This is a genomic window from Photobacterium rosenbergii, from assembly GCF_033022775.1.
GTDB classification, from domain to species: Bacteria; Pseudomonadota; Gammaproteobacteria; order Enterobacterales; family Vibrionaceae; genus Photobacterium; species Photobacterium rosenbergii_A.
This window is the reverse complement of the sequence record NZ_JAWJZI010000002.1, coordinates 532,744-545,219: the sequence shown is the minus strand read 5'-3', so window position 1 is coordinate 545,219 and position 12,476 is coordinate 532,744. Positions and strand designations below refer to the sequence as shown.

General features: G+C 45.4%; 14 protein-coding genes. 8 read left to right on the top strand and 6 right to left on the bottom strand.

The window, feature by feature from the left end:
• The first annotated feature begins 37 nt into the window (after positions 1-37).
• The 5 genes from R2X38_RS06625 to R2X38_RS06605 all read left to right on the top strand — a co-directional run bounded on the left by R2X38_RS06625 (position 38) and on the right by R2X38_RS06605 (position 4,327).
• The gene (locus R2X38_RS06625) at positions 38-379 is read left to right on the top strand and encodes a CidA/LrgA family protein (RefSeq protein WP_317521384.1); all 342 of its coding nucleotides are present in this window, start codon (positions 38-40) and stop codon (positions 377-379) included.
• A complete protein-coding gene (locus R2X38_RS06620) occupies positions 376-1,056 on the top strand; it encodes a CidB/LrgB family autolysis modulator (RefSeq protein WP_317521383.1) in 681 nt (226 codons plus the stop codon). Before R2X38_RS06625 ends, R2X38_RS06620 begins: the two co-directional genes overlap by 4 nt.
• A gap of 189 nt (positions 1,057-1,245) precedes the next feature.
• Positions 1,246-2,133: a cytidine deaminase gene (gene cdd / locus R2X38_RS06615; protein ID WP_317521382.1), complete on the top strand. Its 888-nt coding sequence runs from the start codon at positions 1,246-1,248 to the stop codon at positions 2,131-2,133.
• A 185-nt stretch (positions 2,134-2,318) separates the two neighbouring features.
• Positions 2,319-3,209: a DMT family transporter gene (locus R2X38_RS06610; protein ID WP_317521381.1), complete on the top strand. Its 891-nt coding sequence runs from the start codon at positions 2,319-2,321 to the stop codon at positions 3,207-3,209.
• A 146-nt stretch (positions 3,210-3,355) separates the two neighbouring features.
• Complete coding sequence (locus tag R2X38_RS06605) at positions 3,356-4,327, top strand: TAXI family TRAP transporter solute-binding subunit (protein ID WP_317521380.1); 972 nt, start codon at positions 3,356-3,358, stop codon at positions 4,325-4,327.
• A gap of 93 nt (positions 4,328-4,420) precedes the next feature.
• Here R2X38_RS06605 and R2X38_RS06600 read toward each other — a convergent pair whose 3' ends face one another.
• On the bottom strand, positions 4,421-4,825 hold the full coding sequence (locus R2X38_RS06600; RefSeq protein WP_166645511.1) for a hypothetical protein: 405 nt from the start codon (positions 4,823-4,825) through the stop codon (positions 4,421-4,423).
• A 322-nt stretch (positions 4,826-5,147) separates the two neighbouring features.
• Here R2X38_RS06600 and purT point away from each other — a divergent pair, with 322 nt between their 5' ends.
• Positions 5,148-6,323, top strand: coding sequence for a formate-dependent phosphoribosylglycinamide formyltransferase (gene purT, locus R2X38_RS06595; RefSeq protein WP_317521378.1), 1,176 nt, complete (start codon positions 5,148-5,150; stop codon positions 6,321-6,323).
• Between the two features lie 104 nt (positions 6,324-6,427).
• Here purT and R2X38_RS06590 read toward each other — a convergent pair whose 3' ends face one another.
• Together R2X38_RS06590 and R2X38_RS06585 are read right to left on the bottom strand one after the other, a co-directional pair.
• Positions 6,428-7,072, bottom strand: a complete 645-nt coding sequence (locus tag R2X38_RS06590; protein WP_317521377.1) for a thiopurine S-methyltransferase — start codon at positions 7,070-7,072, stop codon at positions 6,428-6,430.
• A 348-nt stretch (positions 7,073-7,420) separates the two neighbouring features.
• A complete protein-coding gene (locus R2X38_RS06585) occupies positions 7,421-7,714 on the bottom strand; it encodes a hypothetical protein (RefSeq protein WP_107348508.1) in 294 nt (97 codons plus the stop codon).
• Positions 7,715-7,945: 231 nt separating this feature from the next.
• Between R2X38_RS06585 and R2X38_RS06580 the strand changes: the two genes are divergently transcribed.
• Positions 7,946-8,341 carry a nitrous oxide-stimulated promoter family protein gene (locus R2X38_RS06580; protein WP_317521375.1) on the top strand — a complete coding sequence of 132 codons (396 nt, stop codon included), beginning with the start codon at positions 7,946-7,948 and terminating at the stop codon, positions 8,339-8,341.
• A 4-nt stretch (positions 8,342-8,345) separates the two neighbouring features.
• Here the strand turns inward: R2X38_RS06580 and R2X38_RS06575 are convergent, their stop codons facing one another.
• From R2X38_RS06575 to R2X38_RS06565, 3 genes are all read right to left on the bottom strand, one after another.
• On the bottom strand, positions 8,346-8,708 hold the full coding sequence (locus R2X38_RS06575) for a spore gernimation protein (RefSeq protein WP_317521374.1): 363 nt from the start codon (positions 8,706-8,708) through the stop codon (positions 8,346-8,348).
• A gap of 210 nt (positions 8,709-8,918) precedes the next feature.
• A complete protein-coding gene (locus R2X38_RS06570) occupies positions 8,919-10,427 on the bottom strand; it encodes a peptide MFS transporter (RefSeq protein WP_317521373.1) in 1,509 nt (502 codons plus the stop codon).
• Positions 10,428-10,835: 408 nt separating this feature from the next.
• Positions 10,836-11,345 carry a GNAT family N-acetyltransferase gene (locus R2X38_RS06565; RefSeq protein WP_317521372.1) on the bottom strand — a complete coding sequence of 170 codons (510 nt, stop codon included), beginning with the start codon at positions 11,343-11,345 and terminating at the stop codon, positions 10,836-10,838.
• 198 nt (positions 11,346-11,543) lie between these two features.
• Between R2X38_RS06565 and pdxY the strand changes: the two genes are divergently transcribed.
• The gene (gene pdxY, locus R2X38_RS06560) at positions 11,544-12,398 is read left to right on the top strand and encodes a pyridoxal kinase PdxY (protein WP_317521371.1); all 855 of its coding nucleotides are present in this window, start codon (positions 11,544-11,546) and stop codon (positions 12,396-12,398) included.
• Positions 12,399-12,476 lie beyond the last annotated feature (78 nt).

Genomic DNA, 12,476 nt, shown 5'->3' with positions numbered 1-12,476 from the left:
TGATAAATGAGTTTCTTCACCCACACCTGAAGGGCTCATGGCATATCTACGTTCTTTCTTTATCATTTTTGTCTGCCTAATGTTAGGCAAAGGCATTCAACACCTTACCGGTTTAGCCATCCCAGGTAGCATCATCGGCATGCTGATTTTGTTTACCATTCTCTCTATGGGGCTTATCCCTGCTCACTGGGCTATGCAAGGCTGTCATTTTTTAATACGCCATATGGCACTGCTGTTTGTGCCTGTCGGCATCGGCTTGATTAACTACCTCGATCTACTTACCAATAACACTCTTATCATTCTTCTTAGCACTATCGGTAGTAGTGTGGTGGTTTTCGTCGTTATTGGCCTGGCAACACACTATAAGGAAAAACAATGATCTGGCTGCTGACTACCTTGGTCGTGTTCTATACGGCTCGTTATATCTCCAAGCATATCCAGCATCCGATCGTTAACCCGCTTCTCATCTGTTTGCTTGTAATTATTCCGCTGCTGATGTGGCTCGAAGTCCCCTACGAGAACTATTTTGAGCAGAATAAATGGCTAAATGCGCTACTTGAACCTGCAGTGGTTGCCTTGGCTTTCCCGCTTTATGAACAATTAAGCCAAATCCGAAAAAAGTGGAAGGTCATTTTCTCAGCCTGCTTAGTGGGTAGTATACTTTCTATGGTTACCGGTGCGGGTATTGCCTTGGCGCTTGGCGCAGATGCACAGCTTACAGCTTCTATCTTGCCCAAGTCTGTTACCACACCTATTGCAATGGCCGTTGCAGAGCAAGTTGGCGGACTACCTTCTGTTGCCGCTATTATGGTTATTATTGCTGGCTTGTTCGGTGCAGTATTGGGTTATCCCTTGTTTCGGCTTATCGGCGTAAAAGCACCTATTGCTAAAGGCTTAACCATGGGAACCGTTTCCCATGCATTAGGCACGGCAAAGGCTGCAGAAGAGAATTATCAGGAAGGGGCATTTAGCTCATTGGCACTGGTGATTTGTGGTGTAATAACGTCAATTTTGGCGCCTTTATTGTTTCCACTCATCATGGCAGTGTTTAGCTAGCTTGTGCTAGTAATCGAATACAATACTAAATAACTGATAATATTCTATAATTTTTTTAGAACCTGTGTGACCCGACTCGCATTAATGCAAACCATGCAACAGCACATTGCTAAATGTGATCAAGATCACCCAAATATGCGATTACCAAGCCTACAATGTTTCTCCATACACAAGACGGAGTGAAAACTCATGCACACTAAAGTAATGGATGCTTTAGGCGCTCTACCCGCTGATCTAGCTTCTGCCATCAAACCAGTGTTAGAAGCCGAGAATTTCGATGCCACCTTAAGCCCTGAGGTGTTTGCTCAGTTAATGTCGAAAACTAACATGACTGACAGTGAATTGCGTGTTGCATTACTTCCGCTTGCCGCTGCTTATTCTGTTGCACCTATTTCTAACTTCTATGTTGGCGCGATTGTACGTGGTCAATCTGGTACGCTTTACTTCGGTGCTAACATGGAATTCGTTGGCGCTTGCCTTTCTCAAACGGTCCACGCCGAACAATCTGCCATCAGCCACGCTTGGGTGAAAGGCGAAACCGGTATTTCTGATATCACGATTAACTACAGCCCTTGTGGTCACTGCCGTCAGTTCATGAACGAACTAACAACCGCAAAAGAGCTGGTTGTTCAACTGCCTGAACGTGCTGCAAAGTCGTTACAAGAATACCTACCTGAATCTTTTGGCCCTGCCGACCTGAACATTACTGATGCACTACTTACCAAAGTGGACAACGGTATTGAAACAGAAGCCTCTGAAGAGCTTGTTCAGCTTGCATGCCAAGCAGCTAACCGTGCCCATGCTCCTTACACCAAGAACTTCAGCGGTGTAGCGTTGAAAGCAAAAGACGGTAGAACTTTCATTGGTATGTATGCCGAGAACGCGGCGTTTAATCCAAGCCTTCCTCCACTACAGGTTGCTTTGATTAACATGAATATGGCTGGTTACCCGTTGGCTGAGATTGAAGAAGCGGCATTGGTAGAGAAAGCGGACAGCACTATTAGCCACCTATCTGATACGCAAACCACCTTGGAAGCGTTGAACCCAGATATTCCGCTGTCTTATGTTGCTGCCTAACTTTATCTGACTGAATAAAGCATCTGACTGAAAAAACCGTCAATTGGCGGTTTTTTTGTATTTATGCTTTTTTTGTCATTGTCGGTTGTGTTCTCATAAAAGTAGTTTTCTCTTACAAAGCGGTTTTCTCTTGCTAGCGGTAGGAGTATGATTTTCAAGTTATAAACTCAACCAATCATTATTACATGTCGCATCAACACAACCCGCTCCAAGGGGCCAGCTGGATGATCACTGCCGGCCTGGCTTTCGCTATCGTTAACAGCCTAGCGCAATATTTGAGTATGATTCTTCATATTCCGTCAACCACTGTTGCTCTGTTTCAATACTTTATCGCTTTGGTCGCTATCTTTCCCTGGCTTAGAACCCTGGGACTTCGCAATGCCCTACGTACCCAGCATTTTGGCCAACACTGTTTTCGCGTATTTCTCGCTGTTATCGGTATTCAGCTATGGCTTTGGGCATTGGCCTACCCTGTGCCTATCTGGCAAGGTATCGCGTTACTAATGACTTCCCCACTATTCGCCACCATTGGTGCAGGCATATTCCTCAAAGAAAACGTCGGTACCGCGCGCTGGTTGGCGACCCTTGCTGGTTTCAGCGGTGCCATGATCATTCTCGAACCTTGGTCTGACGGCTTCAGCTGGGCAACACTGTTACCCGTCGCGGCTGCGTTTTTCTGGGCGTGCTACTCGCTGATGGTCAAGAAGATGTCGGCCAGTGAATCACCAACCACCATTGTGGTTTACCTGCTGATCCTTATCACACCTTACAACCTATTCCTTGCTGTACCAGAGTTCACCCTGCCGCAAACCGGTTTGACCTGGTTGCTACTCGGTGCTGCAGGCTTGCTCACAGCCTTAGCACAATGGGCTATCGCCAAAGCGTATGCGGTTGCCGATGCGTCTTTTGTACAGCCGTTTGATCACGCCAAATTGCCGCTCAATGTCCTTGGCGGTTGGTTGGTATTTGGCTGGGTACCACCAGGTCGATTATGGTTAGGCGCTGCGATCATTATTGCTTCTGTTGCTTTCATTACCCAGTGGGAAAACAAAAAAGCGGTGCGGACGGAGGGATAACCGGCACAATAACCCCGTCTGTTTCAGACTCAATCCCCGGTTGGTGATAATTCCCAAGGCAACCGGGGATTGTCTTATTCGCACGACAAATCTCATAACCTCACCGTCTACACTCAGCCTAACCAGATAGATACGAGGTTTACGGAATGTCTTGGCGTGCTTTAGCTTTCTTATTTATTAGCAGCGCTCTGCTATCACTTTCTTCAATGTCACAAGCTCAATCTTTTGTCACTATCGGTACCGGTGGTGTAACCGGCGTCTACTACCCGACAGGCGGTGCCATATGCCGCCTGGTCAATAAAGATCGAAAGAAGCATGGCGTAAGATGCTCGGTTGAGTCTACCGGCGGCTCTATATATAACATCAACACCATCCGTGCCGGCGAGCTGGACTTAGGGATCGCTCAATCAGATTGGCAATATCATGCCTACAACGGCACCAGTAAATTTAAAAGCAAAGGCCCGTTCAAATCACTGCGTTCCTTGTTTTCTATTCACCCTGAACCTTTCACTGTGGTCGCCCGGGCAGATTCCGGCATCAAGAATTTTGAGGATCTCAAAGGCAAACGGGTGAACATCGGCAACCCGGGCTCGGGTCAACGCAATACGATGGAAATGCTAATGAAAGCCTATGGCTGGACGAAAAAAGACTTTGCCCAGGTTAGCGAATTAAAGGCGTCTTACCAATCTCACGCCCTGTGCGAGAACAAAATCGATGCCATCGTCTATACCGTTGGCCACCCTAGCGGTGCAATCAAGGAAGCTACGACAGCCTGCGAGAGTGTGATTGTCGATGTCTCTGGCCCAGTGGTGGACCGATTGGTTGAGGAGAACAGTTTCTATCGCACGACAACCATACCGGCGAAAATGTATCGCGGTAACAACCACAACGTGCAAACCTTCGGGGTCGGTGCCACCCTTGTGTCATCAGCGGCTGTAAATGAAAATATCATCTATGAAGTGGTCAAATCGGTGTTCAATAACTTTGAGAACTTCAAAAAGCTTCATCCCGCTTTTGCCATCCTCACCAAGGAGCAAATGGTCGCAGACGGTCTCACTGCACCACTCCACGATGGTGCAAGAAAGTATTATCTGGAAGCTAAGCTAATAGAAGAGTAGTTAGATATACCCAAACAAAAACGAGGAGATCGTTTTACACGATGCTCCTCGCTTTTCCCAAGCAGCTTGGGCAAACAGTATTCCGCTAATAAATTAGAAACGAATACGGAAACCTAGCTGACCTTCAAGGTCTAGGTCGACATCTTCGACTACATACAGAGTCGGACCAACTTCACCGTAGAACTCGAAGCTGTTTACCGGCACCTGGAAGCCAATACCACCACGAACACCAAGTTTGTTGTATTTGTTGTCAACGTATTGAGCACCCACAAAAGTGTAAAGGTTGTTCATACCTGGATCTTGAGTTAGAGAGCCTAGGTTGAAGGTTTTGTCGAAAGCCAAGCCAAAGTCGTCGATACCCAATGAGAAACGCAGATCATTGTGCTTGTACTGAATACCCGACATCGGGCTACCAAAGAAGATACCAACAGCTTGCGATGCATGAGCTGAAAACGGAACTGCCATCATCAGTCCCAGTGCTAGCAGATATTTTTTCATGATGTAATCATTGTCGTTGCTAATCAAAACTGCGGCTAATCTAACCGCAAAGCCAAACCATTTCGACCCTGACAACTGACTAATGACATAACTTTGACAATCATGACAGAATATTGCTGTAATTCTGTTGTCGTTGGAAAACCCCTAGCATAGACGAAAATATCACCAGCCTGTCGCCGCTCTAACCATTTCTTAACTTACGTTTTTTTATCATTCGCCATTCGCAAAATTGTCATGATCAAACCAAAGCAAACGTTTGCGCGAGGGTGAAATTGCTGTATGATCCGCACAAGTTTCACGTCACCTCCAGTAAGGAATTCCCATGTTAGGATCTGCAACCCGCCTGAACGCAACGCGTGTACTTCTTCTTGGCTCTGGCGAGCTTGGTAAAGAAGTAGCTATTGAATGCCAACGCCTTGGCCTTGAAGTCATTGCCGTTGACCGTTATGCCGATGCGCCGGCGATGCACGTTGCCCACCGCAGCCATGTTATCGACATGCTTGACGGTGAAGCACTAAAGCAACTGATTGCCGATGAAAAGCCTGATTACGTTGTCCCTGAAATTGAGGCCATTGCAACCGACACACTAGTTGCACTTGAGACTGAAGGGTTGAATGTTGTACCAACAGCCAATGCCACCAAATTGACCATGAACCGTGAAGGTATCCGTCGCCTAGCAGCAGAAGAGCTTGAACTGACTACCTCTCCTTACCGTTTTGCTGACAACTACAACGACTTCAAGGCCGCCGTAGAGCACGTTGGCATTCCTTGTGTCGTGAAACCTGTCATGAGTTCATCAGGCAAAGGCCAGAGTGTCATCAAGTCACAAGAGGATATTGAGAAGGCATGGAACTACGCCCAAGAAGGCGGCCGTACTGGTGCGGGTCGTGTGATTGTTGAAGGCTTCATCGATTTTGACTACGAAATTACTCTCCTAACCGTTCGTGCAGTAGACGGCACCCATTTCTGTGCGCCAATCGGTCACCGCCAGCAAGATGGTGACTACCGTGAATCTTGGCAGCCACAAGTGATGTCAGAAGCGGCAATCAAAGCGGCAGAGCACGCTGCAGGGAAAGTAGTAAATGCACTGGGTGGCTACGGTATCTTCGGTGTTGAGCTTTTCGTCAAAGGCGACCAGGTCATCTTCAATGAAGTGTCCCCTCGCCCGCATGATACCGGCATGGTGACACTGATCTCGCAAGAGCTTTCAGAATTTGCCCTGCACGTTCGTGCGTTCCTTGGCCTACCGATTCACACTATCCACCAATACGGTCCATCAGCCTCTGCTGTGGTATTGGGTGAAGGTAGTTCAGAGGATATTCGCTTCGATAACATTGCCGTAGCAGTGGCTCGCCCGAATACTCAAATCCGCCTGTTCGGCAAACCAGAAATTAACGGTCGCCGGCGACTTGGTGTTGCGCTAACGCGCCGTGACAGTACTGAAAGTGCTGTTGAAGATGCTATCGCGACGGCCGCTGATATCAAGGTTGTGTACTAATTACGCCTACTCAACCAGTAATCGTAGCAAGTTAATCATTTTCTAAAAAAGGAGCCATCGGCTCCTTTTTTGTTATCAGTAACTTATACCCTTCTATCTTGGTATCAGGAAACCGTAATCAACCACGCTTCTTCTGCAAAACGCGTCAAGCCACGCTTACGACGAGGGTGTGTCTCATCAGCATCGTCACGGGCCAAATGTCGGATTTCACAGCCAGCAAATAGCGCTTCGATTTCATCTTTTACCACTGAGAATGGAGGGCCATCCATTTCGTGCTGCGGGTAATCCAAAGTGATCAGCAAAATACGTCCGCCCGGCTTCACCATTGAAAGTAGCTTCTGCACATAACTCTGGCGCATTTCCTGCGGCATAGCGATCAACGCTGCACGATCATAGACGATATCGACCGGGTCAACCTTGGCTGTGAAATAGTCACCACAGTGAATGGTAATTTCATCAAACTCATAGATTGATTGGCCGTTCCCCATAGGAATAACCATCGGGGTATAAAAGTGTTCTGCAAAGAAAGCGCGAACAGCAATCTCACTAAGTTCAATGCCTACGACTTTGTTATGTTTGGTCGCAAGCCAGGTTAAATCAACTGACTTACCACACATAGGAACCAGTACAGAATCCTCTCTCGTAGGCTGTACTTCCTGCCAGAATTTTTCAAGCATTGGGTTGGTGTCATCAAGGTGGAAACCAATTCGGTTTTCCGCCCAGCGGCTATGCCAAAACTCTGCATCCATTGATCATTTTCTCTTTTTTAGACTGACTGTGGGCTTTATATCAAACTTAGCTTGAGATGGCTAATCAGGCTAAGGCGAATATTGATGCTCTAAAAGCCCCTATACGGCGCTATGGAAGCCTTTCTCTATCTACTTGGTGTGAAGCTATTACTTGCCTTCTATATCGCCTCTGGGCCGCGCGTGTAAAATACGCACATAGAACAAAAAACACATAACCACCAGACACAAAAAAAGATGCCGAAGCATCCTTTCTTGCTAACGAGACTTCAAAGGCAAATCTCGCTAAAAATCTGTTCTTCAATTTTCTTTTATGAGAGTCATTGAATAAACGATAAATGCTTTGCCGAATTAAGAAATTCGGAATAGCTTAATCGAGTCACGGCGAACAGTTACACCACGGAAAGTTACCGGCTCAAGCAATGTCATCAGCTGCTTTGAAACGAAGAACTTACCGCCGTAGCTACGATCACCACCACGATTTACCCAATCTGCAAATTCATCTGCCAAGTTGAACATAGAGTTTCCAACAAGCAGAACCAACACTTTAGCGACTTCACTGTCATTCTGTTTATTAAACTCAGCGTCGCGAACTTTCTTACGATATTCTTCGACGATTCTTTCCAGGCACTCAAATCTGCTCATATACACCACCACAAAAAAAGAGGTGCGGATACTACTGCTCATACTCGCCGAAATCAACCCACCCAAGGCCTATTCTTGGCAGAAATTTGTAATTTTTTCGTTCTCTTAACATGAATCGGGGCATTTATAAGGAAAATGACGATTTGTGTCATATTTTTCACCTTCCCAATAAGTTACATTTGAAATATAACTTTAGTTGTTCAGCATTGATTCTTAGCAAGAGAAATGACCATGAGTGACCACGAAATAGACGCTTCAGTCTTAATCGGGAGCCTAAAAACAGAGTATAAAACCATTGAGGCGATGGTGAAGATTTACTGCAAGGATCATCATGGGTCAAAGATGCTATGTAAAGAGTGCGTCGACTTTTTAAACTACGCACTAACAAAGCTCGACCGCTGCCCATATGGCGAGGAAAAACCCACTTGTAAATTATGCCCAATCCATTGCTACAAAGCGGACTATAAAGAGCGCTCACGCATCATCATGCGCTATAGTGGCCCGAAAATGCTCTATCACCACCCTATTCTTGCTATCCGGCATTTAGTTGCAGGCAAAAAGCCGGTACCAGTAAAACCGGCACCGAATGCTTCCAACAGACACAAACGTAAGTTAAATCAGCAATAGCCCATTAATTTCGGTAGTAATCGACAACTTGAATCGTGCTGGGTGGATTATTGGCTTCCAATGATAACTGGAAGCTTTTGCCACCTTGCATTTCAATTGTGGAGCCACCTCGGCCAGTGACACTGACTCCCTCTATTTTGTCGAAAGAGCGGGATTCGCTGTAATGCATAGTGACGGTTAAATCGACGTCTTTATTAGACGATAACTCGAACTGGCAGATACCGGTTAAACAGTAGACATCCAAATTACCATCTTGATAACGGACGTCCTCAACATTCTTCATCGGTTGAGCTGTTATTTGCAGCTCCTCTCCACACCCAGTCAACATCACTGCACCAATGACTGCAGCAAGCAGGTAATTTTTCACATACCCTCCACTATCTTGTGTGTTTTCATACGATTAATATCACACCAATTAGCCTGATCGTACAAGTAAAAATGCTATTCAAGCGCTCAATAAGTAGCAGCACTTTCCCACCCAAAATAAAAAACGCCAGCAAATAGCTGGCGTTTGGCTTTCAGAAAGTTTTTATATGAGAGATAAAACTCTACAAAATCAATCTCTGATAAATCAGAATCAATGCTGAGGGGTCAGTGACTTCGCCTCTTCTTCCTTCTCTAGCTCTTCTCCTTTGCGGATAAGCTTGGTGATCACTTTAGAGAGTGCCAGAGTCACAAAGGCCATCACAACGGCCAGTATTGCAAGGTTAAAGAAGTAACTCGCATAAACGCTTTCGATCAGCTCTTGGGTTAGCTCAACATCTTTCGGCAGCGCAATCTTGGTGGAGATAACCGCCGCTAAAATGCCACTTAGTGACAATGCGACAGAACGAAGGCCGATTGAAAAAGCCGACAAGTAGCGAGGCACCATCTCAAAGATAAAGCCAGCACCCAAAGCACCAACAATCAACTCAGCCAAAGACTGGAAGAAGTGCACCCATAAGATCCAATCCGCAGATATCTTACCGTTTTCACCGACAAAGTTGGTTGATAGGCCAAGCAGTGAGAACGCAATCGCACTGAAGATAAATGCGGCGGCAAACTTAGTTGGAATCGATGGAGAAATACCTTTTCTCTCAAGCCAACCATAAACGAAGATCACCGGGCCGCCCAATACGAAACACCATAACGGGTTAAATGCAGCATTAGACTCAGGGCGGATTGGGATCAAGCCAAATAGGTGGTCACCCATCAGGTTTATCGCGTAGATGTTCATTGATGTCAGCATCTGACCGTAGTAGAAGTAGAACACGATCATGATGAAAATAAGGATTAACACCCCACACATTTTGTATTTGAAAGCTGTGGTTGCACGAGTGATTTCAAAAATGAAATAACCAATCGCACCCGCACCCAATGCGTAAAGCAGGTATTTACCTTCATCAAGATTCGAGAAGACCCAGAACACCAGACCAAGCATTAAAGCAGATCCTAGTACAAAGGCACCCCACACTTTCATTGATACTGGTCGACGGTCAATCTCATTACCCACGGCGACGAAGCGATCACGGAAAAGCACAAATAGAACCAAGGTAATAGACATCAGCCCCGACGCAATATAGAAGTTACCTTGGTACGCTAAGAACGCCACCATAAAAGGGAAAAGGTATTTTGAAGCAAAAGAGCCTAAATTGTTTATCGAATAGTTAACCGTCAAACCTTGCTGGAACGAATCTCGGTTGTCTGAAGCATAAGAATTACCCAAGAGTACCGTCGGGCTAGTAGCAGAAAGCCCCCTTGCATAGCCGATTAAAGCAATCGCAAAAATACTCAATGGCACATTCAGCGAACTTGCACCTATACCCAAGGTAAAGAAGCCTATGGTGTATGTGGTGTAGCCAATATATACCGCACGGAATGAGCCAATATAACGGTCAGCGACAAAACCACCGACAGCCGAGAATACCGGACCAACCGCACCGAAGGCCCCCATCATCATGATAGTTTCGGCTTCGCTGTAATTTAGCTCATCAAGAAAAAACTTCGTGAGTAGAACATAGGTGCCGTAGAATGCTGCACCCCAAAGAAACTGCCTTAAGATAAGAACTCTAGCAATAAAAGGGAACCTAGAATTTGCGTCTTGCATATTATACTCCTTCAATATTATGCACTGCATAAACTAGCAATTTACAAATGATAATTTCACGATCAAAAGCAACTTATTCAACAAATCACCTATACCAAATGCACTTTTTTGCACATATGTGATGTTGATATAAAAATTATCAGTAAAATACTGATTAAAAAGGAAATAATAAACTCATAAGTAAAAGTCAAAACCGATTGCATAGATGATTTTGTATGATGAATATTGCAGTTAAATCGCATCTCTGTTCATTTATTGTGCTAGTTGGTTCTAGATATCAAATTTAAAAGCTTTCTTTTGAAAATCGAAAAACGAAAAAAATGACTAGCGAAAACTAGTCATTTAAAATAAATAGATTTTATATACTGAAGCCGAACCACTTACCCATAAACCTGCGCGACTATCGTATTAATGCAGTTGTTTATAAAACAGTAATGTTGCGTCTAGTTCACCATTCGCACTGATCGCAAATGCAGGAATTTCACCCGCAAACTGAAACCCCATAGCAGAATAAAGTTTAGAAGCCACATCACCTTTTCGGGTATCCAACACCAACAGGCTTCTACCTAATTTCACTGCGGCCTTTTCCGCTGCAGCCATTAAAGCCCTACCACACCCTTTACCTCTTTGCTGAGGCAACACCATTAGCTTTTCAATTTCTGCCCGGTGGATTCCATTCGCTTTTTGACACAGTGCTAATTGAACGACACCCACTACTTTATCACCGTCTAGAGCTATAAATAGGCGCCGCTCACCTCTCGCAAGTTCAGCCTCAATACTGTGCCAATATGAAATGGCTTCTACTTTCTTTAATGGTGGTAAAAATCCGATGGATGCGCCATCGTTAACACATTCAATTAATAACTCAATCAACCCTTGCTCATCATCAGTGGTTGTCACTATTTCCAAAACATCCATGTATCCTCCTACCCTCTAGAGCTCACCCGCACCTAACTGTACAGATATAAACCAATCTGACATGACCTAACTTGGCTGACAAGTTTAAACTCAACAAATCTTTACCCTTGATTGCAGCACTGCATTATTAACAATTGTGATAAACGTCCTGTCACATTATTATCGGTGTCGTACACATACCCCAACAGGATAAAAATAATGAAAGGTATTCTTTCTGTTCAGTCACATGTCGTTTATGGGCACGCAGGTAATAGCTCAGCCGTTTTTCCACTTCAGCGCATGGGCTTTGAAGTTTGGCCAATTCATACTGTTCAGTTTTCAAACCATACCCAATATAAAGAAGGGTGGACAGGACGTGCATTTGCTGCGGAAGATATCACCAGTCTCGTATCCGGCATGGCAGCGATTGGGCAGCTTGAGAACTGTGAAGCAGTGCTTAGCGGCTACCAAGGTAGTGCAGAGCAGTGCCTCGCCATTCAAGAAACCGTTCAGAGAGTCAAAGCGGCCAATCCGCAAGCTCTCTATGTTTGTGATCCAGTAATGGGTGCACCAGACAAAGGCTGTATCGTCGCTCCTGGCATTGCTGAGCACCTTATTAATACTCTGATGCCGATGGCAGATATTATTGTGCCGAACCAGTTTGAGCTCAGCCAGTTTGCTGGTATAGAAATCAACTCGCTAGAAGATGCAGTAAAAGCCTGTCAACTTGCATTGGGAAAAGGCCCTAAAATGGTCCTAGTTAAGCACCTGCACAGTGTATCAAGCGAGATGTTCTCTATGATGCTGGCAACTCAGGAAGGCTGCTGGCTCGCTCAACGTCCTCACCTTGAATTCGACAAGCAGCCTGTTGGTGTTGGCGATCTCATTTCAGCACTATTCACTGGCCAATACCTAGCCACAGGCAAGGCCGAGGAGGCTTTCAGCCATTGTAATGATGCGTGTTACGCCGTACTAAAAGAAACCTCACAGCGTGGCGAGTGGGAGCTACAAACCATTGCCGCTCAAAATGAGATTGTTGATCCCGCTGAGCACTTCCCGCTAGAAGCACTGTAATCGCTGACTAATCTTCGCGAGTAAAAATCAACGCACCGTGAAAAGCCGTTCGCTTTGCGTTGATTTTGTTACTATTGT

Excerpts from the sequence above, each read along its gene's own strand:
- R2X38_RS06570 (WP_317521373.1), bottom strand. The coding sequence starts at position 10,427 with ATGCAAGACGCAAATTCTAGGTTCCCTTTTATTGCTAGAGTTCTTATC.
- R2X38_RS06625 (WP_317521384.1), top strand. The coding sequence starts at position 38 with ATGGCATATCTACGTTCTTTCTTTATCATTTTTGTCTGCCTAATGTTA.
- pdxY (WP_317521371.1), top strand. The coding sequence starts at position 11,544 with ATGAAAGGTATTCTTTCTGTTCAGTCACATGTCGTTTATGGGCACGCA.
- R2X38_RS06605 (WP_317521380.1), top strand. The coding sequence starts at position 3,356 with ATGTCTTGGCGTGCTTTAGCTTTCTTATTTATTAGCAGCGCTCTGCTA.
- R2X38_RS06610 (WP_317521381.1), top strand. The coding sequence starts at position 2,319 with ATGTCGCATCAACACAACCCGCTCCAAGGGGCCAGCTGGATGATCACT.
- cdd (WP_317521382.1), top strand. The coding sequence starts at position 1,246 with ATGCACACTAAAGTAATGGATGCTTTAGGCGCTCTACCCGCTGATCTA.
- R2X38_RS06565 (WP_317521372.1), bottom strand. The coding sequence starts at position 11,345 with ATGGATGTTTTGGAAATAGTGACAACCACTGATGATGAGCAAGGGTTG.
- R2X38_RS06590 (WP_317521377.1), bottom strand. The coding sequence starts at position 7,072 with ATGGATGCAGAGTTTTGGCATAGCCGCTGGGCGGAAAACCGAATTGGT.
- R2X38_RS06580 (WP_317521375.1), top strand. The coding sequence starts at position 7,946 with ATGAGTGACCACGAAATAGACGCTTCAGTCTTAATCGGGAGCCTAAAA.
- R2X38_RS06600 (WP_166645511.1), bottom strand. The coding sequence starts at position 4,825 with ATGAAAAAATATCTGCTAGCACTGGGACTGATGATGGCAGTTCCGTTT.
- R2X38_RS06585 (WP_107348508.1), bottom strand. The coding sequence starts at position 7,714 with ATGAGCAGATTTGAGTGCCTGGAAAGAATCGTCGAAGAATATCGTAAG.
- purT (WP_317521378.1), top strand. The coding sequence starts at position 5,148 with ATGTTAGGATCTGCAACCCGCCTGAACGCAACGCGTGTACTTCTTCTT.
- R2X38_RS06620 (WP_317521383.1), top strand. The coding sequence starts at position 376 with ATGATCTGGCTGCTGACTACCTTGGTCGTGTTCTATACGGCTCGTTAT.